Consider the following 23,421-nt stretch of genomic DNA (forward strand, 5'->3'; position numbering starts at 1 on the left):
CGAAAACCGCAGCGCCCAGCTTCGTGATTCCTCTATCGATTCATTCCAGCGTCGCGACGTCGAACCCGTACGTGCTGAGATGATCCAGGATGATCTGGCGGGCCTCTTCTTCGCTCGGTCAATCGCTCCGACATTTCCCAGAGTTCGGCAGCCACATCCGCTGCGTGAGAGCGTTCACTCGATTTCACTTCTTTCGGGTAGCCGCGCCACTCGCGCCAACCGCCGGGGCCATAATACCCCCCACCTTTCACGTCCGGTGCCGTTGCGGCATAGAGAATCGGCAGCGCACCCATCGCCGGTTTCTGGCCGAGCAAGGGGTTTAAAACTCGGAAATACCATGTGTGAGCCTGCAAATTCGTAGCCGTCCAGCCCGGGTGAGCGGCAACAGCAAGGGCATCGACGCCGTTGGTCGTGAAACGTCTCTGCAATTCGTAGATAAACAGCAGATTCGCCAGCTTGCTTTGGGTATAAGCCGCAATGCGGTTGTAGTCTCGCTCCGCATTCAGGTTATCAAAATCGATCCGGCCCACGTGATGTCCGTTGCTGCTGACAGCGACGACACGTGCGCCTGGCGTCTGAAGAATGCGATCCAACAACCGGCCGGTCAGCGCGAAGGGCCCCAGATGATTCGTGCCGAATTGGAGTTCAAAGCCGTCCGTGGTTCTCCCGAAGGGGGTCATCATGATGCCGGCGTTGTTGATGAGAATGTCCAGGCGGTCACAGCGTGCCCTATATTCACCGGCAAAATCTCGGATCGAAGCCAGATCTGAGAGATCGAGCAGCATCAGTTTCACTTTGGCAGACGGATTCGCACCGCGGATCTCATCGACAGCCCTTTGGCCTTTTTCTCCGTTGCGGCAAGCGAGGATCACGTTGGCTTCCTTCGAAGCCAAGGATTTAGCCACTTCAAAACCGATCCCACTGTTCGCCCCCGTCACGATAGCGGCCATACCCGGTAAATCTGGGATATCTACTGACCTCCATTTCGATGACACGGAAACCTCTCGATGCACGATCCGTAATGATCCGAGATCGTGCTTCCCACGATCGATAATCGTTTGGGACTCGATTGCGGTACAACTAGCCGCAGCTCCCTAAAACATCCGTTTACCTGTGAAAGATACTACCATGGGATGCAGCAGGTTCGGCAGCGTTTATACAGGCGCGAGCGTTCCCGCCCAGATCAACCAGGCCAATACGGATTTCGCCGTCAGACTCAAGATGATGTAAACCCGCTCGCCGAAAAGGTAATCCATCCAGCGCCCCACCTTACGATACTGAAGCACCATGTTAATGGCAAAGATGTTGAAAAAGACGAACAGCGTGGGAATGATGGCATACACGAAAGCCGGCGGCTTGGCATCACCCGAGTTGACTGCGCCCACGAAATAGATGAAGATCACGATCCAGGGGAAGATGCCGGCGATGCAGCCGTAGATGAAAGCCGTCCAATCCGTCCGCTGTGTCGTCTGATTGTGTAGCTCCATCATGATGCCGAAGAGATTCATCATGGCGTTGATCCCAAAGATCAGAATTAACGCGCCCAGGTCCCACAGCCCGGTGAGCATGCCGATCAGGACGATCATGAGGGACGAACTGAGGGCATATTCGTAGAAGCGCACCGGATTCATACCTTTCTTCAAATTTTCAACGTAACGGCCATAGCCGATCGTCGAAAGGTAGAAGTGGGCGACCGCCGAGATGAGCAGAAAAACAGCCACGGCGGGTCCGAAGCGCAGTCCGTAAAGCAGCTTCGGGTCCGGGGTTAGAGATCGCGTCTGGGTATCGAAGCGCAGGAAATTTGTATAGATCGGATACGTGGTGTCATTGCTGACCAGGATCATGAAAATACCCTGGATCAAGTGGAGAAATCCCATTATGAGGTTGAAACGCCTCAATCCTGAGAATTTACCTTCCGAGTCGACAGAAGGTCGAGCAGCGTCTACAGACATCAGTTATCCCTCCCTGGTTTGAAATCGGATATCTTACAGACTGGCGCAGCGATGGCGCTACAGCTCCTACAGAATGAGCAACTTAATAAAAATTGTAACAAATTCCTTGTATATTTGGATCATATTTATAGGGATTTCTGCCAGAATCCGTTCCCCATTCGTCCGCAATTAACCTTCCAAAACCCGATAATCCTGCGCGGCGTAGAATTGACCGCTCGGACCGTGATCCTCCAGCAACGCCGGCACCAAAGCCCCCGGCAGTACACTCGACACCTCGTTCTCCGCATCCGGCCCGCCCATGTCCGTTTTCAACCAACCCGGATCGACAAAGTTCACCAGGACGTTCGTGCCGCGCAGCTCTGCGGCCAGATCCTGGCTGTATTTGTCTACCGCGGCTTTGGAGACGCTGTAAGGCGCCAGCTGGGGAATGTCGCGAATGCCCGACGTCAGATTGATGATGCGCCCGAAACCGCGGCGTTTCATCTCCGGGGCAAAGGCGTTGCACAAACGTACCATTGCAAACAGATTGATCTCGAAAATCCGGCGCCACTCCTCCAGGTCGATCTCCCAGATGGAGTCCCAATCGTTCTGGATGGCAGCGTTGTTATACAAGATGTCGACCGCGCCTGGGCCAGCCTGCACTTGACGGACGAGTTCTTCGATCTGCTGTGGTATCGCCAAATCTGCTGCGACCGAAAAAGTCTGGACGTCAAACGCAGCCAATCGTTCGAGGGTTTCCGCGGTATTGCCGTCTTCTCGGCCGTGTACGATGATGTTGCACTTCCGCTGCGCCAATCCCAAGGCGATTTGCTGCCCGATACCCCGGCTGGAACCTGTAACAAGCGCCCATTTATTCTCCAGTAATCTCATTTTCATCCTCTTACAAAGTAGCTGGATTTCAGTTCTGCTCCTCAATTGTTAACTCAGTTTGAAACAGCCGGAAAATCAATGGCCGTCTATCAGACGAAGCACATACACACCAATTTCGCAAATACGAAAAGAGACGGCATAGATCAGGGCGTCTGGTCGATCGGTCGAAGAGTGCCTACAATCTCGCTCAAGAGATCGAGATCACCACTTCCACTAAGAACCAGATAGCGATCTCCGATCGTGGTAAACAGGAACAGGGTTGTCTCTACCGGCGTCTGAATCTCATAACGAAACGCCCGCCAATTCCCCGCCAAATTCGATTCCTGCTCATCGATGATCTCGTAGCCCGACGCTGCCCAACCCTCTTTGCGAGTGGTGATGAAAGCGTCTAAATCGTTCTTCGGATCCCACAAGAGCACGGTAATACTCAAGATCGTCCCACCCTCAGGGACAAATTCCGGCAGTTCACCCGGATTGCGCGGCCACGAGGTGATCTGCGCGAAGTAACCACGGTCCCCACCTGCCTGAGGTGCATCGGCGGTCCATGCAGCGGGGTAATCCAGCATAAAACCGGCAGAATCATCCCTGTAGGTAACAGCGTCGAATGACACGTTTGGGGATTCAACATCCTCGGTAGGTAAAATCGCCTCCGTTGGCTCGAAGGTCGAAAAAATTTGGGGCGTCGGCAATGCTTTCGTCGGCGCAGCATTACTGCAGGCGGATAAGACGATCGCCCAGACGCAAGAGATAATTTTTAGAGATCGAACAGTCATGTTTGTTTTACCTTCCCAAAACAAAATAAACCGCGGATATCATCCGATTATATCCGCTCCTGGATGATCATCCGTAGCGGCCAGGATGTGTATCGATCCGCTAGAAACGGAGGCTTTCGAGGCGTTCGGTTCGAGCAAATCAGCTATCGAACCAACTTGAAATAAGAAGAGTTGACATCATGCAGTCTCGTGATATGCAGGGAGCGCAGGAAGACCGGGCTGAATACAGTGTGGTCGTCAGTTGATTCCTCGCGGAGGGCAACGAGGGAAAGTTGGTCACATCCTGACCAACGAAGCGCATCATCGTCGGCTTGATCGGATATGGTAAATCACTTGCTGAATACGTGTCGACAAAGGCGTTACGAAGGATGCTGCGAACGAGGCAACGAGTGCAATCCAAAATTTTGCCTGCATCTGCTACACGTCCGGGAAACCTTGAGCCCTGGTAATGTCGAACTCAAGTTGAACAGGAACTAATCGAGGGACGTTCGTTAGGAATTTTCTTTGGCCCGCTTTTCCATGAACACAGTTTCGACGCTACCACAGCAATCACCGCCCGAATCAAAAGTGGAGTAACCCAATTTGGTATACAAATGGATGTTGTTATCGCTACATGCGCCTACGAAAAGCTCGAACCGTTTGGGGGTAAAGCGCTTTTCGATTTCCAACATCAACGCCGCGCCGATGCCGCGATTTTGGTACTCAGGCCGCACCGCCAGCCGGCCAATGTGGCAGATGCCATCCTTTTCGTATGCTCGAACCGTTCCGACGACCTCGCCATCGATGGTCGCCTTCAAAATCACATGCGTGTTGAACTGCGTTCGAAGATCGTCGATGGTTTGCCGCAGCGGTGGGATATCGTAGTCGTGATAGCGCTCCGCTTCCATTCGGAACGCCAGCTTTTGTACGGCCAAGATATCTTCCGCATCAGCGCGTAATGCCTGTGTTATTTCCATCGAGTCATGCTTCCCGGCTTCGAGACCAAATCAATGTGGTACGTACTTGCAGGTAGAGTCAGCCACTCATCCAAGATCCGCACGATTATACCAGCGTGACATCCTGGACGACAGATTCGTCCGGCCAGAGACTCAAGCCTTCGAGACAGAAGCATCGGAGCGCGGGATTTGGCGATTCTTGTGCTGGATTCTGAAGATTCGCCTACTATTCTTGACGACTCTCTATTCTCAATCCTTCTGGGTCATTATTTAATGGATGCAAATATCGTTTCCAGGAGATTAAACATCATGATGAAATCACTCACCCCGCTAGTGGTCCTGATTTTCCTCGCCTCGGGGATCCTATCCGGATGCAACATGTTCGCGAAAACAGAAACACCGCCTGGTAAAGCCGCACCTATCCCCACACAGACTCCTACCGAAGTTCCTGCCGCCTGGGAAATCGTGCACAAATTCAAGGTAGAGTCAAACATATACTTCGTTGGTTTTAACGACGAAGAGTATGGGATCACAGTAGGCTACGGTGGAGCCGTTGCCACCACCCAGGATGGCGGCAGTACCTGGGAAAAAGCAAATAACAATTCCTGGTGCCGTTTTGGGTTGGACATCGTCGACGAAAGCATCGCCTGGCACATCGGCAACCGCGGTCAAGTCGGTGTATCCACGGATGGCGGACGGAATTGGCAACGCGCCTCCGATCTGTCGGATCAAGGGATCAGTAAATCGATCCGCTTCCTCGATGAGCAGACTGGCTGGGCGGCTTCCGAGAAACAACTATGGGCGACCTCCGATGGCGGCCAGACTTGGGAAGATGTTCCCCTTCCGGAAGCAGGAATAACGATCCTCGCCATCGAAATGCTGAGTAAAGTCAACGGATTTATCCTCGTGCATCCCGGAATTTTGTATGCCACACATGACGGCGGCGCAACGTGGATCTCCCTCGACCTGGGATTGGGTGAGGATCAAATCAGCCTGCTCGCATTGCCCTCGATGCGCTTTTTCGACGCCCAAAACGGGCTCATCGTCACGAAAGTGGGCGGTAAAGGCGTGGTGGCATTGCACACATCGAATGGGGGCGCAGCCTGGGAGCAGGAAGACCTGCCGGTCGAACTCGAGACTTCGAATCCGACCTTTTATCTCTCAGCAGATGGCGCAACACTGACGATCAACGACAATTTGGTTGTGGTGTTGCGCAGGAATAGATGAACCAGCCTCCTCTTTCCTCCTGCGTGCGAACATCTTAAAATAGCTCCTGAAGAATCAGGAGCTATTTGTATTATGGAACTGGCCACCACAGGAAACGAGTTCTATCCCGGTTATCAGCTCCCACTTTATCATCATCCACTCGAGTTGTTCGAAGCGGCGTACAACACCGGTACCCGTTTTAGAGTGGTCCTGATGGAAAACGGAACCGGTGTCCTCAATCTATCTGGACAACAAGTTGCCTTCCTTGCACCCACACTTTTTTGCTTGAACGAAAACGAGCGGCCGGAGATCGAGCAGCACCTGAATTTAAAGGCACGTTCCGTCTATTTCCATCCCTCGGTGATCAATGGTGCATTCACATTTGAGATTGTACGCGGACAGGGTCAGAAGCTTACCACCGCAACGGATTTTCAAGATCTTTACTATCTTCGCCCGTTTATAGAGCGTACGGCGGAATACCATGGGGTGCTGCGTATTGGTCCTGCGTCTGCACAGCGTCTTGCTTCCCTGTTCAAAGCCCTGGCGGAGGAACTTGCGCTTCAACGGGATGACAACTGGCCCTGCCGAAGCCGGTCCTATTTTCTGGAGGTGCTCTATCTCGCCGCGCGGATCTTTTCCGGCGTCCAAGAAAACGAAACCGACACGCTAGCGACGAACGACGCCGACATCACCGAAGTCATTCTCCACCTCCATTCCAACTATCAACGCAAGATCACGATCAACGAGATGACAGAAATGTTCAACACCAACCGCACGACGTTGAACGAAAAATTCCGCGACGCCACGGGCATGTCCCTCATCGCCTACCTGATCCAGCTGCGCATCCAGCTGGCCGCCATTCTGCTTCGAGATACCGAGCTGCCCATCAGCGAAATCCTCTACCGGGTGGGATATTCCGACCGCACTCACTTCAGCCGGACCTTTCAGAAGCACATGGGCCACTCACCGAGTGAATACCGCGAGAAATTCAGTTGGATGTTGCATTGATGTGGATTTCCGCCAGCGGCGGAATACGAAGCGATCAGCTGCTTTTCCCCGGCCAAAAATGGATCATGCCCTTTCCAAGCGTCTCATTCGGTCTGCCGATGAAACCGAATCGTTCGTAAAACGGCTCTTTTCCTTTCGCCGCAAACAATCCCACGATAGCATTTTCCGTCGCCGTACGTGCAATGTAATCCATCAGGCGCTCCATGATCGACTTACCGATGCCCTGCCCGCGGTAATCCTCGCGGACGATCACATCCTGGATGTAAAATGTGATTGCCCCATCACCAATCACGCGTCCCATACCAATCAGCTCGTCCCCATCCCGAACAGTAACGTGGAACAAGGAATGCTTGAAGCCATGCACGACGGCGCCTGCATCGGCGTAGGCGCCCCAGCCGACATGGTCACGCAAGTGATTGTATTCTGCTACGGTTGGAGCTTGCTGTCGATAGTTGATCATCTTGACGATATCCTACACGCTCAAAATTGATGTATCTGGTCATCTTCTGCAGCAGATAACCCTTCCGACGGGTCGATTGTCCGGGTAAACCAACAACGTCGCTCGCTGTACATTCCTTGATTTGAAACGCCTCAGGCAGGCGGGCGGGTTCATTCATCCTTGGCAATGATGTCCTCAACCGTATAGCGCTTGAGCATATCTTTTTATTTGCGCTTGTACACGGCCATCATATACAAAATTCCCGGCTCGCTTCCCTCCCAATTGCACCTGCGGCAGTAAAACTGATCGAGATCTTTATCGTAGAGCAGATCGAAATCGATGTCGCGGAAGAGGCAATTCGGGCAGCGATAATTGATTACACCTTGTCGACCTTGAGACATGTTTCAAACCCCTGATTCAAACTTACGGCTCGCGAAACGCCGATCTTGATGTTCGGGGCGAAGGAGTAGCCCTCCTCGAAGTATCCGTGATAACCACTTTTTGCCGGGATGAGGCTGATACTGGTCTGGACCTGCGGGATGACGGCATCGACGCTTTTCACGTCTTCCATGCGCCGATTCCGGCAGCGAAATTCGTATCTCAATTCCGCCCGTTTGCCGTCGTTTCCCGTCACGGAAAGCAGACTTCCGCTCAAATCCTCCGGATACTCAGTCGTTCCCCAGCAGGAAGTGACGTATTCATCGATTTCCACTTCCGCCTCAGGGTCGGTCGACTCGACAATGGTGCGTTTGATGAGTATTTCTCCGCTGTTTTCGATGAAGGTGTAGCTGTCGACCAGTTTGATCGTCAGGTCATGGAATTCGACCTCGACCGGCTGGATGTCCAGAATGCGACGGCCCTGCTCCTCGCGGTAACCACCGGTCGTGCGGCAGGCGCTGAAATCGACTTCTTCTGTACCGTAGCGCACTTTGCAGCTGTTAATCGCACCTTCGCCTGCGTAGTGAGTGAATGCGCCGGCGCGATACCGAGACTGGATGATGAAGGGGTAGGAAGCATCTTGATTGGCTTCCGTTCCCACGCCGACCGGCCGTTGAAGTTTGGAGGCGTACGGTCGTAGATCCGTGATCGCTCCGCCCTGCTTCAAATCAACCTGCACGCGAAATTTCGAATCGACGTACCAGAGGGCTTGATTCCTCGTACCCCAGAGAACGTCTTTCCAGAGACCACAATACGGCCCACTGCGGGGTTGATTTTCATGGAACCAGTCGGCGAACTCCGTCATGGTCATGTCCTCGACTTCGTTCTCCCGCTTCAATTTTCCGTAATAGGCGAGAAAATCCTCGTAACTCTTCTTCAGGATTCGATAGCTCGCCTCCCAACGTCCCGTTTTGCCCATCCACCCCGGTCCGACGTAGACGAGATTGTAGCCAAATCCTTTGTTATAGTGCTTCATCACCCGGTATTGGTCGATCAGGTTGTACATATCAGGCAATCGATCGTCTTCGTAAATCAGCCCGCGAATGATGTTCTGCGGGTGGGTGCCGAACATATCACCGGCGTTGTCCATGACGGCGAGTAAATCCCGGGATAGGTGAGGCAGCGCAACGATTCCAATATCGTCCTCTTCGCTGTCCGCAATGGCGTGCGTGTTCCGCTTCGATGGGATCCAAGCCGTCCAGGGGGATACGTCCATCAGCGTGTACCAGGAGGAGTTGGTGTGCCGAAAGATTTTCGGACCCTCCTCGAAGCAAGTGGCGATGGCCACTTTCACCATCGGATAATTTCTCTTTGATGAAGCGGATCAATTCCGCATCCATGAAGTACGAGCCCGTGGAGGTCGGGTAAAATCCAAAGACATCTTTAAATCGCTCGAAAGAATCGACCACGATCTCCTGCTTCAGGTCCATGGGAAACAGCCAGATGGCCAATTCCTTGGAATGGAATTTCTCACGAAACTCCTTGCAGTTCAAACCCAAAAACGTGTGGCCGATTTCATCCCCGTACTCCTCATGATGATTTTTTACGAGTTCGATGCACTCCTCATTGAAGAGGCTGGAGTACGTCATTTGAATTGTTGTTTTCAGATCGTTGCGATGGGCGATCTCTTGCTGCAGACGAAAGATGTCGATCGATTCGCTCACAACTTCGTCTTTGCTGGCTTCCTTCGTTTTACCTTTCTATGCACTCGTATCGATATATTCCGGTACAAGTTTTGGTCGATGAATGATGTTCAGGATGAACGTGTCCATGAAAAAAACCTCCCGGTTTGAGGCGCAGAACTGCCTTTCAAGATACGATGGAAGAAGCCGCAACAGGCCATTATAAACGATACCCCTTATACTCCCGGGAATCGGAAATGTTCCGCATTCGAAATTACTGATTTTCTGGGTGAAGCATACGTCTCCATCCTCCGCTTCGACTTGTCTATTCGGCAGATCGACGACGGTTTTCATGTACATGCTTATTGTCTTATGTACAGCGTTGATATAATTGAACCGGGCAGACTCGATCGATTTGAAATGGATCTTCCATACGCGTGGACTTTCTGCCACACCGTAGTCATAGATAAGGAGAAATACCTTGAGCCAGAGCCCTGGATTTGTCCCCATCCGCTTTCATCTTACGGGCAAAATGCTGCTCGTTATGGGGATCACCGGCATCTTAGCTTCCGTCATTGATCTCGTCACAGGATGGTTTGGCTTGCCGATAACCATTCCCATATTGTGCATGATCTTTTCTCTCGTGGGCTTGTACCTCATTTATGTCGTCCCTAGAGAGCCCGAGCAGAACGCCTAGCAGTTCCTCGAGTCAGGAGCGAACCGTTCTCGTGGTTTTTCTAATATGAGATCTATCTTGCCTCTGCCAACGGACCAACCAACGGTTGGCCGGTAAAGTCTACCAAACTATCCCAGAGGAACAGCATCGAATTCAAACGTTGATTGAGCTCCAACAAGAACGTCTGAACAATGCCACCATCATCGAAACCGGGCTCAATGACACAGCCGGCAACAAAACGAACCGGGCGCACCCGGTCCAAAGTATATACCAATCGATCCTGATCCTCGCACACGCTTTGAATATACCCGCTCAATCCCGCAAGGTGCTCCTGAATTTCCCCGGGCGGCATGAAATTCATGCGCACGTGCGCTGCGCCAATGTCGAAGATGACCCCGGTCGCGTTTCCCTCCCGAGTTAACCCTTCATAATTTTGGATGATTTCGATCTCATCGAAGACCTTCGAGCCGAGCAATGAAGGATCGGCGATGTAAAACGTAGCAAAATCAGGCATTCAATTCCTCCAAATCAACTTCCTGAATTTCGTTTTCCGGTATACATCTCCTGCGCATCCCTCGGCAAGCTGCGTACGTGCTGCAGATGAGCCGTGACATTTTCATCATCTTGCTGAGGATATGTATAACCGAAGTGCCCGGCAACCGGACGAGCCGCCGTGCGAAAGAGGCGGCATGCGGCATCGAGTGCATGCCACGTGTTTTCGATGCCGGCATTCGAATAGGTTGTCAGCAGCAAATCCCACAGCGTGGGATCGAGATGCTGCTTCAAGTTTCGCCCGAACTTTCCCGGGTTGAATGAATAATGAGCCTCGATTCCGGCATGCCAGATCAGCATTTTCATCAACTCCGGTCGAAGGTATTGCTCGAACGATCCTTTGGCATAGATTATATCTTCGCGCCACAACCCTTTGGCGACGTATGGACAAATCCACCAAAATTCGTTGCAGCAATCGGCAAAGGATTTTGGCGTAGGCGGCTCGGCCAGATAATCGCCATCATTCGAGGGCGGAAAGGGTTCCACGATTCCATCTTTATCGAGCAGAAGCACACTCAAGCTGTCCCGCGGAAGTTGATCGATTCGCTCCAGGGGATAGAGCGTGAGATCGATTCGATTCCCATCCGCGAACTGCATGAGATACGCATAACGGCCAGAGCTGCCCGGATGATCGCCCATTTCGTCGGGCAATTGCAGGATCATGAGTTTGCCAAAGCGCTCGATCCAGTTCGGACTCTGTTTGAACGATTCCATCTCCTTGACAACATAGACGATATCGAAATCCTGGAAGAAATCCCGAGGCACCTCGGGATTTGCGCGCGAACCATTCATGATCACCGCCCGTATGCGCTCGTCACCTCGAGCGATGGTGAGAATCAAATCCAGCATTTCTTTGTCGCGGCGCATGGCTTCACGCACTCCCGCAACTTGCAACTTAACGGAAAATGGACAGGTTCGCTCCGATGTTCAATCCCCCATCGGCATCATCGATGGATCGGCGGTTCGAGCCCGCAGGGAAGTTGACGAACACCAGGTATTTGGATTCAGGCCGCACTCAACCGGACAGTTCGTCGCTAAAGCATCTCCGAAAATGAGGGAGGTTTTTCAGGCCAGCTTCCTTCCTTCCTCATAAATTGCCTTTCCTCATCGATGATGTCCGCGAGTTTTCGATCGACGAAATCTCCGCCAGCTTGTGCGCCACCTATTTTTTTCTTCAACTCCATGAGACAAGCCACATAGAGTTTAGAAACGGGCACTTTTTCCAGCCGCGCTTCGAAATCTTCTAGATCTGCAGCCCGGTTGGCCCGCTGCTCAGCAAGGATGATTTCCACTTCGTCGATGAACTTCATGATTGCCGGATTGGCGTGGTTGATCTCTATAATCGGGGCATCCGATTGAAGCACGCACGTCGTGCAGTTTTCATCCGAATCGATCGTCAGCTTCCCCCCGAATGTATAGGCTTCCACTTTCTTGCCCTTGCGGTCCGCAAGGGTCACCAAACCAGGCGCAACCTGGTACGTGTCACGATACACCCAGGGATGGTAGATTTCGAGTTGATCGATTTTATGGGGACGAACGCTGTCTTTCAAGGTGAAGATCGGGATTTGAGTAATTTTCGGATCGAAGTGCCTTTCCGAAGGCGCACAGAGAATGTTGATCTCCAACCGGCGATAGCCGATTGACTGTGGATTCCGTCCGGCTACAAAACGATAGCCCAATTCTGCTTCATCATTTTCATTTGGCACCGACATCGTTCCTCCTCACCACCTATCCGTAATTATTCCTCTTGAACTATAAGCACTACTCTCGACAATCGGCCCTCGAACGGCAAAACCAACCGCCAGATTGCTCCCCCGGATGACCAGCAGATCATCACCATTCTGGACACCGTAATGTTGAAGTGTTTCTGGTGGGACTTGAATGATCCCATCACGCAGCTCAATCCAGCAAAATCGCCTTCCCTGGTATTCGACGGTCGCCCCTTGCGGTAGCTGGAATTTGGCGAGTTCCGGAAAGGTTTTTATCGCAGCAGCTACTGGGCTATGCGAGATTGAATCCGAAGAACCCACACTGAAGCCCCCTGACTTCTTGCTGCCCGGCAGCATGAATAATTTCATCGGGTCGGTAAATCCATACTCATCTGTCGCTTCAGGAGGAAGCAGAATGCGGCCCTTTTCCCAAACCCGGCACCAGCCATAGGCATGTTTGCCACCCTTAACGAGTTGCGGCATGTCGTAACTCCTTGAGACGTTCTCAATCCGCCATTCCCAGCCGGAAGGAATAAAATAAAGAGAGACCGATGGTTCCGGCGCTAGATTTATAACTTCACCTGGAATGGATATCGGTCAAATAGCAGACCGCACGGTTCCGCTCCGAATCGGCAACTACCCGAACGTAGCTGCCATCCGCAGCTTCGGGGACATCGATCAACCGCACGATTTTCTCGTGCTTGCTAGCTTTTGGTATCAATTTCAAGAGTGCGTTCGGGGCAGTCGTGAAGAACTCGGTTTGAAATTGCGTCGCTTCGTCATCCGGATACACGGGCATATAAATAATTTGAGCCTCGACGAGGTCTTGAAAGAAATGCGTACCGTAAGATACTTCCGGCACGTGCCCCGCTTCCTCCAACGCCATTTCTACCAACACCGAAGCATTATCGATGTCCGCATACCCGATGTTGACGCCCAGATCGATGTTGCCGCTGCCCCAACGCCCCGGGCCCATCATGATAATCTTACCTTGCTCGACCTCCGGCAGACGGTTGATCTGCCCGACCAACCGCCCCAGGTTGCGTTTTTCTTCGATCGAAGCCAGATGGTTGTATTCTTGGGGATCGATGTACAGAATATATCGAATGGGTGGCAAGCTGCCGCCCCCGATCATGCGTTGCGATCGGAAGAGAACTCGCTCTGGTTCCAGGTACTTCGGAATCGAAACATCGATGGTCGAACCCGGCAGCAACAAGGGCCGGCATTGGAGCAAATTGATGCTTACCCGCTCATCCTCATCGACGCCTGCCGTGAATTCAAGGTCTACAGGTTGGCCATAGGCATCTTCCAACTTCCTCAGGATTTTGCCCATCATCGTTACGAAATCCGTCTTATGGAGCAAATTGTTAAATGTCAATACGAGCTGTTCCGGCTCGCCCTTCACGCTCGTTGAAATCGGATCGAAGGGATAACCGTCCTGCATCACCGAGACGAACAGCTCCAGATTGGGATAGCGCCCGTTCGAGAGCACGTCGGGCAACGTGCGGCTGGTAAAACGCTTCTGCTCCAAATCCAGCAGATCGATCTCGTGCTGCGAATATTTCGCCACCCTGACGCCGACTTCCGGGCGTAAATGCGGGTCACTGATGGCGATCATGCGTGGATAGTCTGCGCCCACACGCTCCACGGCTCGCGTTCCCAAACCAAAGACGAGACGGATCAGTCCCTGCTTGGGATCGATGCGGTCGTTCCAGACATACAAATTACGGGAAAATGCCACCCCGGCAAGAGCCGGAAAATAAAAATGCCGATAGGGAATTCCGGAAACGCGCTGCACGAGTATCGCCATCTGTTCGTCATTTTCACCCAAGCCACGCCGGCGGCGGTAGGAAAGCGCATCCGGATTGAGCGCACTTGCATAGACCGTTTTGATCGCCTGCATGAAATCTTCGAGACGGGATTTTGGATCGCCTTGATTGGCACAGAAGATGCTGCGGTATTTACCCGCAAACGCGTTTCCAAAGCTGTCTTCCAGCAAGCTGCTCGAACGCACGATAACCGGCGCCTGTCCATAGTAGTCGAGTATGAGACGGAACTGCTCCCGGATCGTCCCCGAAAAAGTTCCCGCCAGGAAGCGCTGCTCTACTTCCTTGAATTCTTCGGTCGAGAGCGACGAATTGCGCGTCAATTGCAGCCTTAATCGAAAGAGATCGTTGTTTACCAGGAAAGAAAAGAAGACATCGGAACCGATATAGAACGAGTCATGATCCTCCAGACGTTCGATTAACTCCATATCTCCGGGCTCATCACCCGAGGCCAAGATGCGCCGAGCCAGCAGCATCCCGGCTGCCTTACCTCCGATCCGACCGGCGCCAATGAGACGATCGCGCACAGCAAACAGGTCGTCCAATGAAAAATACCGCTCGGCAAGTCTTGAGAATATCGGATGCCGTCCGATCAGCATGCGGATAAATTCTCTCTTCAGCGCCAGTTGTTCTTCATCAGTTTCGTCAAGCCCGGAGGGCGAAGCGCGATAACGCGCCAATTTCTGATAGACGCTTTCCCACGGATCCAACGGCTGTGTCGAGCTGCGTAATGGGGATTGACGCGCCGATCCCAGCACTTCTGCGGCCTCCCCGCTGTTTGCCAACGGTATCCAGTGCTCGCCCTCTGCGACGTGTGGCAAGAACATCTGTGGGGAGTAGCGATTCCACACTTTGATGGGATGCACGTACATCTGACCCTTGACGTGGTAAACATTGAGCAAGACTTGAGTCGTGTCGCGAATGCGGGCCACCGTACCGTGCGCATGGTGCCCGGAAGTGAGTGCAAAATACGTCACGGTGTGCAATTCGAACAGGTATGGACAGGTTACCTGGAAGAAATTGGCCAGGGATTCGTCCGTCACCCATTTATCGACCAACGACGAGAGATTGTCGAAGATGTAAAACATCTTCGGTCCTCGCGATTCGATAAATTGATGCACTTCACGAGTGAAAGTATCAAACCCTGCTGCAGGGTTGAATTTGACAATTTCCACGTTGGCCGAAGGAAGCAACACCGGAGCGTGAGAAGCGAAACGTAAATAAACGACCGGCCATCCTTCCTCGGCAGCAGCCTGCACGAAGGGTAAGACAAAGTGGCGATAGTCTTCCAGATCGTCGACCTGCCAGACGACGTTATCGCCAAGTCGGAATCCTTGGAGGACGTTGTCGAGAGCCTCGATTCCGCTGCGGATTTCTTGTTTATCCATCCCAATTCCCGTCGACGTGATTCCGGTCGTCACCTTCATTATAAAAGAATCTTGGCCGATCTCTATCCCAATGGCACCGATTCTAGCATCATCAAAACGATGCAGAACTCCGCCGATCCACAACAACGATCGGTTTTCAGCTGCACTGCGTCGGAAATCTTATCGCGATCCAGGCTCTCGACGATGAGAGAGAAGGCCGGCCAGAGAGGATCCTCAGAAGAATAGTAAATATCGCGGGACGTTCGCCACGTATGCCTGGTAGCTGTCCCCGTAATGCTTTAAGCAGAGCTTCTCCTCCCCTACGATTTGCAGGTGATAGATTACGGCCACGGAGATAATGATCCCCATATACAGCAACACACCGGTCATCAACGCCGGCCCAAACAGGACCATCGCCAATCCCACCCACTGCGGATTTCGAGACCAACGATAGAATCCCGAGACAACCGATCGGCCGGCCGACGCGGTCCGGAAGGTATTCAGCGAACTCATGACCATGACGTAGCCCGCAGCATAGACCAACAGACCGATCACAAATCCGGGCGTGCCGAAGCGCAGCGGTGTAAAGACCATCATTACCATGCAGCTTATCAACCCAATCTGCCCCAGCATACGCAGGAGCTTGACGCCGATCGACATGCTGTATTTCGGGTCTTCGAAAAGCCGATCCCTGGCATCCTTTGAGAAAACACGTACCAAAAATAAAAAAACCCACGAAATAGGGAAGGAGGGCAAGCCAACCGTGTAATAACCCTGGCTGGAATTCAGGGAGAAACGTCATCGATCTTCCTTTCAGGCTGGGCTTTTCGAATCTTCACCTTGCCCATTCGCATGTTCGTGAACGGATTTGGATATGTGGATTCACAGCTTCGATGTACTGCATGCCGAAAAATATCGAGAGACGAAAACCGAATCGACTACGCGTTTCCTAGTACATGTTCCCGAAATGCGCCTGGTACGCTTGATAACTCTCGATTGCCAGAATCCCAAACAGAAAAGTGATGTACATACTGTGGAACAGGGTCAATCCGAGCAAGGCGATGATCAATCCGGCGACCGCCGAAACCAGGAGAGACGTACGCAAGCCACGCCGAGGATCCATGCGGACGAGCGCTTCTCGGGCAATGTCGCCGCCATCGAGGGGGTAGACCGGCATGAGATTAATCAACCCCCAGAAGACATTGATCCAAAGGAACGTCATCACTACCAAATTCGCAACGTAACTGCTCACTGGCAGTTGCGCCATCGGCAGGGGAATCACGCCAAATAACTTGGAGATGAATACACTCCCGCCAGAGGCTACCACAGCCAGTATGACAAGTCCCGCCAGAAGGAAACCGGCAAAGGGGCCGGCAAACGAAACGATCATGGATTGCGTGGAGCCTAACGATACACTCGCCCTTCTGCTGCCCCACTTCACGGATTCGGGTATGGTCAGTCCTCCCGCGAGATGAAGTACGATGCGTGAATCTATACCGTACATTCTCATCGCAAAGGCGTGTCCCAGTTCATGACCGAGGATCGAGATGAAGAGAACGACGATCCAAACCAGTAAATTTACCAGACTGCCCGCGGAAGCCCCAAACAGGAGCGCCATCAACCAGAAAAGCGGGTGGACGCGAACGGGAACCCCCGCAAATCGAAAACGGAGGTCGTATCGAGTCAGTGGTGGTGGCTGAAAAAGGTTCATCTCTACTTCAGGGCTTTGTTTTCAAGCCGTTACAACCCGGCCCGGATTCCATCCAACGCAATTTTCGCATCAGGTGCCACTGCGAAGAATTCGGTCAACTTCGTGCAGGGGTATTCATCACAGTGTCCGCAGTTCGGCAGGCCCTTATCCAACCCGCACTTCCGAATTTCACAGACACTGCAATGTTGGAAGAGCAGCCCACCTTCCGAAGCACATCCGTCGCAATTTATATCACCGGCTTGAAGGTCAGTGCCGAATTCCTCTGACCATAAAGCTGCGACTTCCGCACGCTTCGAATCGTCGTTCGTCCTGGCGGCAATCAACGCTCCGCATTGCAGACAGTTCAGTCCACAGTACGCAAGCATTTCACTCATGATCGTTTCCTCTCTACGCGTCGATTTAAGGCCAATCATACCCGAGTTACCCTCTGTGGTGATGCCTCTGTCGATAGATTTTACTCCGCAATTCCCGAACGCGATACACCATTTTCTGTGCCAACCCAGATCGTGCCGTCTTTCGCAATCCCCAGGGAATAGCCGTGCATTTCGATTAAGCCATCGTTGGTGTGATACGTGCGCCAGCCTTGGCCATCGAAACGGGACACTCCATAAATCCCACCGAACCACACCGCGCCATTCGGCTCGAGCGCGGCGGAATAGATATTATTCGAGTTCGGCTGCGTACGGTAATCGCCGGCGCCCCGGAAACCGGGGTAATATGTCCACCGCTCGCCGTCGAAACTCGAGATTCCACCGTTCCATGTACCTGCCCAGACGACATTTTCTGGCGTTACGACCAGTGCATAGACGAGGTCGCTGCTCAAACCACCCTGCGTGGACTCTGCCGTGTAGGCCACCCAATCCGCGCCGTCGAAATGGACGAGGCCGCTCCCGTTCATCCCGGCCCACAGTGTGCCGTCTGGGGCGACTGCCAGAGACCAAACTGAATTGCCGGGTAATCCGTCTTTATTGGTGTACGTTATAAAGCGTCCCTCCTTCGGGTGATAGCGAGAGATGCCTCCATCGAGTGCAGCGAACCACAATTCATTTTCAGGACCCAGGGCGATGTCCCAAACACGAGTGCCCGCCAAACCGTCTGCGGATGTATATGTCATCCAGGTCTGAGTCTGCGCATCGTAACTCGAAACGCCATCTCCGTCCGTTCCGACCCAAAGTGCGCCGTACGGGCCGATGGCGAGCGAGCTGATTTTGTTGCCCGCAAGACCGTCCTCAATGGTGTAGGTGATCCAGTTTTCTCCTTCCAGCCGCGAGAGACCATCCCATGTACCCAGCCAAACGGTGCCGGTTTCATCGATGGCGATGGACGAAACGTGCCGCTCGGCCAAACCATCCGCAGTGGTGTAGGACGACCACGAGGAAACAGGAGTTGCCGTGAATCGGCCCAGGTCCCGTGCCACCTTGCCAATCGAAACGCAGCCGCTCAGACATAGCGATAAACCCAAGCACAAGAAGGATAATTGCCATCTCGAAAAGGATTTCATCGAGCTGCTCTCGTCCCGCGCGGAATTTCTCTACGCGCATACCGATCTATTACCCAGAGACGATAAGTTACTATGAGAAGGTTCCCGCGACGTATATCGGATCCCCCCTCATTCTTCGACGATCGTGCGGATAGATCGGTTGGCGCAATTCGCGAACCAATTGACACACACCTGGATTTCACCGGAACGTTCACCAACGAGTATCGCCGTCATGTAATAACGTATTTCCAGTTGGCCGCCGGCAGGAATGGGGGTTTGAAAATCATACGTCGAAAATGCATTGCTGGCTTCCATCATGTCGGCATATTCGGGTTCGGTTCCATCCACGCTGAAGCCGTCCAGGTAACTGAGATCGATATCGATGCTATCCAATGTTTGATCTTCCTCGGCCAAATTGGTGATCTCCACCAGGAGGATTAATTCTTCGTCCAAAGAAACCGAAGCGGGGACAATCACGTCGATTTCGATGTTCTCCGGGTCCTGCGCCACCCACTTGAGAAGCGAACCCCCCATGAGAATCACAAACAATATGGTCCCCAGGCACAAAATGCCGCAGCCGGTCACGGTCCACAACACGAATTTACGGTTCATGACGAATTCCCTTCCCGTTGTTACCTGCCTCGAACGATTTTAAGTGAATTCAGCGGCAGGCGCTGCAATCCGGCGAGTCTTCGTGCAGCGTCATGGCACAAAGGAGAACGCATAATGGTGGACGCAATAGCGGAGATCGTTGAGAACAGATCAATCCTTATGGGGAGAACGCCAGCCCATGCGAGGAAAAATCACTTTGTCCACTCCGTCCAAATACGCATTGATTCAGTGATATTTCGGCAGCCAAGCCCCATGCGCCTCGATGAGTTCGTCCACGAGGAGCTGGATCTGATCCGGATCCAACTCCGCCGCGGTGTGCGGATCGAGCATGGCGGCGTGGTAGATGTGCTCCCGCTTGCGGGTCAGCGCAGCTTCTACCGTAAGCGCTTGTACGTTGATGTTGGTCTGCATCAACGCCGCCAGCTGCGGGGGCAGCGCTCCGATCCGTGAGGGGTGAATGCCGTTGCTGTCCACCGAGCAAGGTACTTCCACGACACAATCATCCGGCAGGTTCTCGATCAAGCCACGGTTGCGCAAGTTTCCGTATACCACACGAGGAACGCCCGCTTCCATACTATGAATGATCAGTGGCGCGTATTCCCCGCTGGATGCCAGTGAGAATATCTCGTCGACGTATTCTTGCGGCATTCCTTCGATCTGCGGCAGTTCGGATGCCGGACTATCAAGGCCGACTTGGGGATCTTCCAGAATCGCACCCATTGCGTCCCACATCATGATTTGTTCTTCACAGCGCCGCAGGTATTCATCCAGCGGAATGTTGAAGCGTTCGATCAAATCGGGACGATCGCGTTTGATGAACCAGGGCACGTATTCGGCGAAATGCTCGCTCGACTCGGTTACGAAGTAGCCCAGACGCTCGAACACCTCGTAGCGTACGCGATTCCAATCCGGGACACGACTTTCGTCCACCACTTGATGAATCCGGGGGTATAGATCTTCGATTCCCTGCGGGGTCTTGCGCCCAAACTGCAGGTAGAAAGCCATGTGGTTGATGCCGGCGCAGAGATATTCGATTTCATCTATCGACACGCCGGTGTCGTCTGCCAACTGCGCGGCCGTGTGGTAGACACTGTGACACAACCCGATCGTTTTGATCTTGCTTGTTCGAAAAATCGCCCAGCAGTTCATCGCCATGGGGTTGACGTAGTTCAGGAATGTAGCCTGGGGGCATAATTCTTCCATATCGGCGCAGATCTCCAGCAGCACAGGGATGGTGCGTAATCCTCGGAAGATACCGCCGATTCCCAGTGTGTCGCCGATCGTCTGCCGCAGTCCGAATCTCTTAGGCACCTCGAAATCGATCAGCGTGGCAGGCTTATAACCTCCCACTTGAATCATACAAACGACATAGTCGGCGCCATCCAGCGCATCACGGCGATCGGTGGTGATTTCGATGGACGGCCGGGCATCCACGGCCCGGGCGACTTTCTGGGCAACGATCTTCGAGGTATGCAGGCGATTCGGATCGATATCGTGCAAGACGATCGTAGAATCTGACAATTCAGAAAACTGGAGGATATCCACCAGCAAGCGCTTGGTGAATACCGTGCTTCCCGCCCCAATGAAAGTGATTTTGCACATTTGCTATGCCTCTTTTATTCTCACCCCAGACCAACATTTTACTCGACTTCGATTTCTAAATCCCATTCAAGCAGCAGCGAAAATCCTCCGCACGCATCAGCCATATCACCGTTCGATCTCGAGATTTTCTCTACAGCACTGAACATGATTTAAGCGCATCGAGCAATCGCTCGAGTCCCACAGGATAATCGGATTAAGTCTGCCGGGATTTGACGAGGGTGTCTCGGCTATGCGCCCTGACCTTCCAGGAAAAAACGATCCATGACATTAATAGGACGAGTGTTGTGTAATATGCCCCATATGAGAACCAGATGGGATTTTCATGGATAAACAGGTAAGGCAGATTGAATGCAATGGACAATGCCCCTGCCGACATCCTATCCCCAATGTACAGCGGGATCACACCGACTGTAAAAAGCGAAAGCATGCTGTTCCCTGCGGCGTATGGAGAGAGAAGAAGCGATGCCGACATTAAGAATCCCGCCTTGGTGCGATCGATCGAATGACGTGAGGAATAGATAATGTAGAGGGAAAGACCGAAAATCACACCCCAGATACAACCAATGACAATGGGCGATAGTTGTAAACGGGTCAAAGCCGCCAAAAGGCTGATATCCATAATGCTTCCGCGTTGTTCGTTTCCGATCATCGAAGCGAACCAATCCACTCCATAAGCCAACAAGAATATCGCCACAATGATAAATGTGACGATACTCGCTTGGATGATTTTCTTCCGTGGCCATTTATCAATGAGGTAGAAAGGAAGCGCGACGAACAGAAGCCACGTGGTTTGGGGCTTTACTGATGCAACGAGAATGCCGATGGATAACAGCCACGCATTTTGCTTGCGGAGCGCATATAGCAGCGTGAGGACGCCCGCGATTGTTAAAACCTCGAAGTTCCCATCTGCCATGGTGCGTATCGATGGATAGGAGATCACCAATAAGACAGTCACTAGGATTCGCAGTGTTTTCTGAATTTTCCGAGGGACACTAACGATTTCAGCAACGAGCGTCATCAATATCAGGATCCCCCAACTGGATCGATATGAAAGTAATCCCAAAGGTAATACCGGAACGATACTCCAGGGGGGATTTCTCAAACCGCTTCCATATCGAGGCAGACCACCTTTGAGACCAAACCACAAGCCTTTCCAATCGAGTCCAAATCCGAATTCTTCAATGGGCAAACGGTTAAATAGATGCACGAAAACGATGGCCGTAATTATCAACAACACGCCGGCCAACAACCAACTTGAAATTGATTTATTCATGCTTCCATCCACGCTGCCATACACGCTTGCATTGCCTTATTCGAGTAGGAATGCTTCAGCGCAATTTTGATCATGCAAGCAGCCGTTTGATCTCGGGAAACATACGTACCCTGCAAACAGTCTGCCGTAATTTTACAGTCTATTAAATACGCGCACACATTGTTACTGCAGTCGAGATGCTTGAATCAAACGACACCATAGGCAATCTACTATGACCTCACCCATGGTGTCAAGTTGACCGATGTCGACTGTTCTCGATTTGAAATTCACTCAACGAAGTTCAAAGAACTCTCGTCGAAAAAGGCCCACTGTCCGCTGGAAGCGACAACTTTCAACCCTACCGTGCAGGTTCCATCACTGACGTTGATATTCTCGATGGTCGGCGTCTTCCAATTCAACCACCCATTTGTCGCAATGTCCAAAGTCTGCGTCTCTCCACCGCAGTTTGCATATAGCTGCAGGACGTCCTCACCACCTCCGCCTTGAATCCACGCGCTCAGAAAGTATGTCCCGTTCTCCAAGCCCGTGACGGTCTGCGATACCGTGAATTCAAAGGCATCGTTCGCCCAGTAGTGCATGGCGCATTTCCCTTCGTGCAGGTTCTGGCGTTCGTTGCTGATATCGACCCCCCCAACGTCTCCGTTCACGACCCAAGGGCCGAAGCCGCCCGATTCGAAACCGGCATTCGTTAGGTAATTCTTTTCACCACCCGTCGTAACACTGGCAGCTGCCAGCAGTTCCTGCCCCTCGACTGTGCCATCCAAGGTGTAAACACCTGGCTCCTCGAGCCAGTTAACCGGGACAGTGTCCCACATTACGGGCACATCCCGGATCGAATCGTCAGAGAAAAGCGCCTTCACCCTGGGCATGTCTTGACTGCCGGGATCGGCCCACCAGTCACTGTAATGAAAATCGAGAAGGAATTTTAGCCCAAGAGCTTTGGCGCGCGTGGCGATCGCCACGGTCGTCCCAAGATCATTGTTCCCACCGCCCAGGGGTTGCCCATTTTCATCCGTGGGATCGTTCCAGATACGCAGGCGTATCCAATTCACACCGTGCGCCTTGAGGATCTCCAGGGCGTCTGCTTCCTCCCCATTGACGTAGTATTTCCCACCGTTGTCCTCGATTTGTTTCAGCATGGACACGTCGGCGCCCATGATGAAATCTTGCTAAGCCCTTCGACGGGATTGACGTGGAAATCAGACTCCGCCGGAGTCGCAATCGTGGGGACCGGCTCTCTGGTCGCAGTTGGGGTGAGCGTCGGTGCAGGAGTCTGCTCTGGAACACATGCTGACGGCGCGTCACTTATCACGCTTATGAGCAGCAACACGACAATGCGTTTTTTCATGATCGATTCCTCCTCCACTGTA

Annotated in this window: 25 protein-coding genes; 4 read left to right on the forward strand and 21 right to left on the reverse strand. The window is 52.6% G+C overall.

The window, feature by feature from the left end:
- Positions 1-32: 32 nt before the first annotated feature.
- From P8Z34_10240 to P8Z34_10260, 5 genes are all read right to left on the reverse strand, one after another.
- Complete coding sequence (locus P8Z34_10240) at positions 33-995, reverse strand: oxidoreductase (protein MEJ2551051.1); 963 nt, start codon at positions 993-995, stop codon at positions 33-35.
- Positions 996-1,154: 159 nt separating this feature from the next.
- A complete protein-coding gene (gene heR, locus P8Z34_10245) occupies positions 1,155-1,952 on the reverse strand; it encodes a heliorhodopsin HeR (GenBank protein MEJ2551052.1) in 798 nt (265 codons plus the stop codon).
- A gap of 168 nt (positions 1,953-2,120) precedes the next feature.
- Complete coding sequence (locus tag P8Z34_10250; GenBank protein MEJ2551053.1) at positions 2,121-2,822, reverse strand: SDR family NAD(P)-dependent oxidoreductase; 702 nt, start codon at positions 2,820-2,822, stop codon at positions 2,121-2,123.
- 143 nt (positions 2,823-2,965) lie between these two features.
- Positions 2,966-3,433, reverse strand: a complete 468-nt coding sequence (locus tag P8Z34_10255; GenBank protein MEJ2551054.1) for a hypothetical protein — start codon at positions 3,431-3,433, stop codon at positions 2,966-2,968.
- 653 nt (positions 3,434-4,086) lie between these two features.
- Complete coding sequence (locus P8Z34_10260; GenBank protein MEJ2551055.1) at positions 4,087-4,551, reverse strand: GNAT family N-acetyltransferase; 465 nt, start codon at positions 4,549-4,551, stop codon at positions 4,087-4,089.
- A 288-nt stretch (positions 4,552-4,839) separates the two neighbouring features.
- On the opposite strand from P8Z34_10260, the gene P8Z34_10265 reads away from it, so the two are divergent.
- Together P8Z34_10265 and P8Z34_10270 are read left to right on the forward strand one after the other, a co-directional pair.
- Positions 4,840-5,757, forward strand: coding sequence for a YCF48-related protein (locus P8Z34_10265; GenBank protein ID MEJ2551056.1), 918 nt, complete (start codon positions 4,840-4,842; stop codon positions 5,755-5,757).
- Positions 5,758-5,829: 72 nt separating this feature from the next.
- Positions 5,830-6,744, forward strand: coding sequence for an AraC family transcriptional regulator (locus P8Z34_10270; GenBank protein MEJ2551057.1), 915 nt, complete (start codon positions 5,830-5,832; stop codon positions 6,742-6,744).
- Positions 6,745-6,778: 34 nt separating this feature from the next.
- On the opposite strand, the gene P8Z34_10275 is transcribed toward P8Z34_10270, so the two are convergent.
- The gene (locus P8Z34_10275; GenBank protein MEJ2551058.1) at positions 6,779-7,204 is read right to left on the reverse strand and encodes a GNAT family N-acetyltransferase; all 426 of its coding nucleotides are present in this window, start codon (positions 7,202-7,204) and stop codon (positions 6,779-6,781) included.
- 355 nt (positions 7,205-7,559) lie between these two features.
- A complete protein-coding gene (locus P8Z34_10280; GenBank protein MEJ2551059.1) occupies positions 7,560-8,918 on the reverse strand; it encodes a hypothetical protein in 1,359 nt (452 codons plus the stop codon).
- 163 nt (positions 8,919-9,081) lie between these two features.
- On the opposite strand from P8Z34_10280, the gene P8Z34_10285 reads away from it, so the two are divergent.
- Positions 9,082-9,414, forward strand: a complete 333-nt coding sequence (locus P8Z34_10285) for a hypothetical protein (GenBank protein MEJ2551060.1) — start codon at positions 9,082-9,084, stop codon at positions 9,412-9,414.
- Between the two features lie 310 nt (positions 9,415-9,724).
- Positions 9,725-9,940, forward strand: a complete 216-nt coding sequence (locus tag P8Z34_10290) for a hypothetical protein (protein ID MEJ2551061.1) — start codon at positions 9,725-9,727, stop codon at positions 9,938-9,940.
- Positions 9,941-9,992: 52 nt separating this feature from the next.
- Here the strand turns inward: P8Z34_10290 and P8Z34_10295 are convergent, their stop codons facing one another.
- The 14 genes from P8Z34_10295 to P8Z34_10360 form a co-directional block, all read right to left on the reverse strand.
- On the reverse strand, positions 9,993-10,433 hold the full coding sequence (locus tag P8Z34_10295; GenBank protein MEJ2551062.1) for a hypothetical protein: 441 nt from the start codon (positions 10,431-10,433) through the stop codon (positions 9,993-9,995).
- A gap of 14 nt (positions 10,434-10,447) precedes the next feature.
- On the reverse strand, positions 10,448-11,338 hold the full coding sequence (locus P8Z34_10300) for an aminoglycoside 6-adenylyltransferase (protein MEJ2551063.1): 891 nt from the start codon (positions 11,336-11,338) through the stop codon (positions 10,448-10,450).
- Between the two features lie 167 nt (positions 11,339-11,505).
- Positions 11,506-12,183: a hypothetical protein gene (locus P8Z34_10305; GenBank protein MEJ2551064.1), complete on the reverse strand. Its 678-nt coding sequence runs from the start codon at positions 12,181-12,183 to the stop codon at positions 11,506-11,508.
- A 9-nt stretch (positions 12,184-12,192) separates the two neighbouring features.
- Positions 12,193-12,663, reverse strand: a complete 471-nt coding sequence (locus P8Z34_10310) for a hypothetical protein (protein MEJ2551065.1) — start codon at positions 12,661-12,663, stop codon at positions 12,193-12,195.
- Between the two features lie 94 nt (positions 12,664-12,757).
- The gene (locus P8Z34_10315; protein MEJ2551066.1) at positions 12,758-15,394 is read right to left on the reverse strand and encodes a PEP/pyruvate-binding domain-containing protein; all 2,637 of its coding nucleotides are present in this window, start codon (positions 15,392-15,394) and stop codon (positions 12,758-12,760) included.
- A 213-nt stretch (positions 15,395-15,607) separates the two neighbouring features.
- A complete protein-coding gene (locus tag P8Z34_10320) occupies positions 15,608-16,033 on the reverse strand; it encodes a methyltransferase (protein MEJ2551067.1) in 426 nt (141 codons plus the stop codon).
- A 289-nt stretch (positions 16,034-16,322) separates the two neighbouring features.
- Positions 16,323-17,084: a site-2 protease family protein gene (locus tag P8Z34_10325; protein ID MEJ2551068.1), complete on the reverse strand. Its 762-nt coding sequence runs from the start codon at positions 17,082-17,084 to the stop codon at positions 16,323-16,325.
- 29 nt (positions 17,085-17,113) lie between these two features.
- Positions 17,114-17,458 (reverse strand): DUF3795 domain-containing protein, encoded by a 345-nt coding sequence (locus P8Z34_10330; GenBank protein ID MEJ2551069.1) that lies wholly within the window; start codon positions 17,456-17,458, stop codon positions 17,114-17,116.
- Positions 17,459-17,538: 80 nt separating this feature from the next.
- On the reverse strand, positions 17,539-18,501 hold the full coding sequence (locus tag P8Z34_10335) for a two-component regulator propeller domain-containing protein (GenBank protein ID MEJ2551070.1): 963 nt from the start codon (positions 18,499-18,501) through the stop codon (positions 17,539-17,541).
- A 192-nt stretch (positions 18,502-18,693) separates the two neighbouring features.
- Positions 18,694-19,176 carry a hypothetical protein gene (locus tag P8Z34_10340; protein ID MEJ2551071.1) on the reverse strand — a complete coding sequence of 161 codons (483 nt, stop codon included), beginning with the start codon at positions 19,174-19,176 and terminating at the stop codon, positions 18,694-18,696.
- A 225-nt stretch (positions 19,177-19,401) separates the two neighbouring features.
- Positions 19,402-20,778 carry an alpha-glucosidase/alpha-galactosidase gene (locus tag P8Z34_10345; GenBank protein MEJ2551072.1) on the reverse strand — a complete coding sequence of 459 codons (1,377 nt, stop codon included), beginning with the start codon at positions 20,776-20,778 and terminating at the stop codon, positions 19,402-19,404.
- A gap of 193 nt (positions 20,779-20,971) precedes the next feature.
- On the reverse strand, positions 20,972-22,051 hold the full coding sequence (locus tag P8Z34_10350) for a glycosyltransferase 87 family protein (GenBank protein ID MEJ2551073.1): 1,080 nt from the start codon (positions 22,049-22,051) through the stop codon (positions 20,972-20,974).
- 266 nt (positions 22,052-22,317) lie between these two features.
- Complete coding sequence (locus P8Z34_10355; GenBank protein MEJ2551074.1) at positions 22,318-23,208, reverse strand: glycosyl hydrolase 53 family protein; 891 nt, start codon at positions 23,206-23,208, stop codon at positions 22,318-22,320.
- Positions 23,184-23,399, reverse strand: coding sequence for a hypothetical protein (locus P8Z34_10360; GenBank protein MEJ2551075.1), 216 nt, complete (start codon positions 23,397-23,399; stop codon positions 23,184-23,186). Before P8Z34_10360 ends, P8Z34_10355 begins: the two co-directional genes overlap by 25 nt.
- Positions 23,400-23,421: the final 22 nt, after the last annotated feature.

This window comes from Anaerolineales bacterium (assembly GCA_037382465.1).
GTDB lineage: Bacteria > Chloroflexota > Anaerolineae > Anaerolineales > E44-bin32 > WVZH01.

Coding starts and splice junctions, on each gene's coding strand:
- heR (MEJ2551052.1), bottom strand. CDS start 1,952: ATGTCTGTAGACGCTGCTCGACCTTCTGTCGACTCGGAAGGTAAATTC.
- P8Z34_10250 (MEJ2551053.1), bottom strand. CDS start 2,822: ATGAGATTACTGGAGAATAAATGGGCGCTTGTTACAGGTTCCAGCCGG.
- P8Z34_10260 (MEJ2551055.1), bottom strand. CDS start 4,551: ATGGAAATAACACAGGCATTACGCGCTGATGCGGAAGATATCTTGGCC.
- P8Z34_10265 (MEJ2551056.1), top strand. CDS start 4,840: ATGATGAAATCACTCACCCCGCTAGTGGTCCTGATTTTCCTCGCCTCG.
- P8Z34_10270 (MEJ2551057.1), top strand. CDS start 5,830: ATGGAACTGGCCACCACAGGAAACGAGTTCTATCCCGGTTATCAGCTC.
- P8Z34_10275 (MEJ2551058.1), bottom strand. CDS start 7,204: ATGATCAACTATCGACAGCAAGCTCCAACCGTAGCAGAATACAATCAC.
- P8Z34_10280 (MEJ2551059.1), bottom strand. CDS start 8,918: ATGGTGAAAGTGGCCATCGCCACTTGCTTCGAGGAGGGTCCGAAAATC.
- P8Z34_10285 (MEJ2551060.1), top strand. CDS start 9,082: ATGGAATTTCTCACGAAACTCCTTGCAGTTCAAACCCAAAAACGTGTG.
- P8Z34_10295 (MEJ2551062.1), bottom strand. CDS start 10,433: ATGCCTGATTTTGCTACGTTTTACATCGCCGATCCTTCATTGCTCGGC.
- P8Z34_10300 (MEJ2551063.1), bottom strand. CDS start 11,338: ATGCGCCGCGACAAAGAAATGCTGGATTTGATTCTCACCATCGCTCGA.
- P8Z34_10305 (MEJ2551064.1), bottom strand. CDS start 12,183: ATGTCGGTGCCAAATGAAAATGATGAAGCAGAATTGGGCTATCGTTTT.
- P8Z34_10310 (MEJ2551065.1), bottom strand. CDS start 12,663: ATGCCGCAACTCGTTAAGGGTGGCAAACATGCCTATGGCTGGTGCCGG.
- P8Z34_10315 (MEJ2551066.1), bottom strand. CDS start 15,394: ATGGATAAACAAGAAATCCGCAGCGGAATCGAGGCTCTCGACAACGTC.
- P8Z34_10320 (MEJ2551067.1), bottom strand. CDS start 16,033: ATGTCGATCGGCGTCAAGCTCCTGCGTATGCTGGGGCAGATTGGGTTG.
- P8Z34_10325 (MEJ2551068.1), bottom strand. CDS start 17,084: ATGAACCTTTTTCAGCCACCACCACTGACTCGATACGACCTCCGTTTT.
- P8Z34_10330 (MEJ2551069.1), bottom strand. CDS start 17,458: ATGAGTGAAATGCTTGCGTACTGTGGACTGAACTGTCTGCAATGCGGA.
- P8Z34_10340 (MEJ2551071.1), bottom strand. CDS start 19,176: ATGAACCGTAAATTCGTGTTGTGGACCGTGACCGGCTGCGGCATTTTG.
- P8Z34_10345 (MEJ2551072.1), bottom strand. CDS start 20,778: ATGTGCAAAATCACTTTCATTGGGGCGGGAAGCACGGTATTCACCAAG.
- P8Z34_10350 (MEJ2551073.1), bottom strand. CDS start 22,051: ATGAATAAATCAATTTCAAGTTGGTTGTTGGCCGGCGTGTTGTTGATA.
- P8Z34_10355 (MEJ2551074.1), bottom strand. CDS start 23,208: ATGGGCGCCGACGTGTCCATGCTGAAACAAATCGAGGACAACGGTGGG.
- P8Z34_10360 (MEJ2551075.1), bottom strand. CDS start 23,399: ATGAAAAAACGCATTGTCGTGTTGCTGCTCATAAGCGTGATAAGTGAC.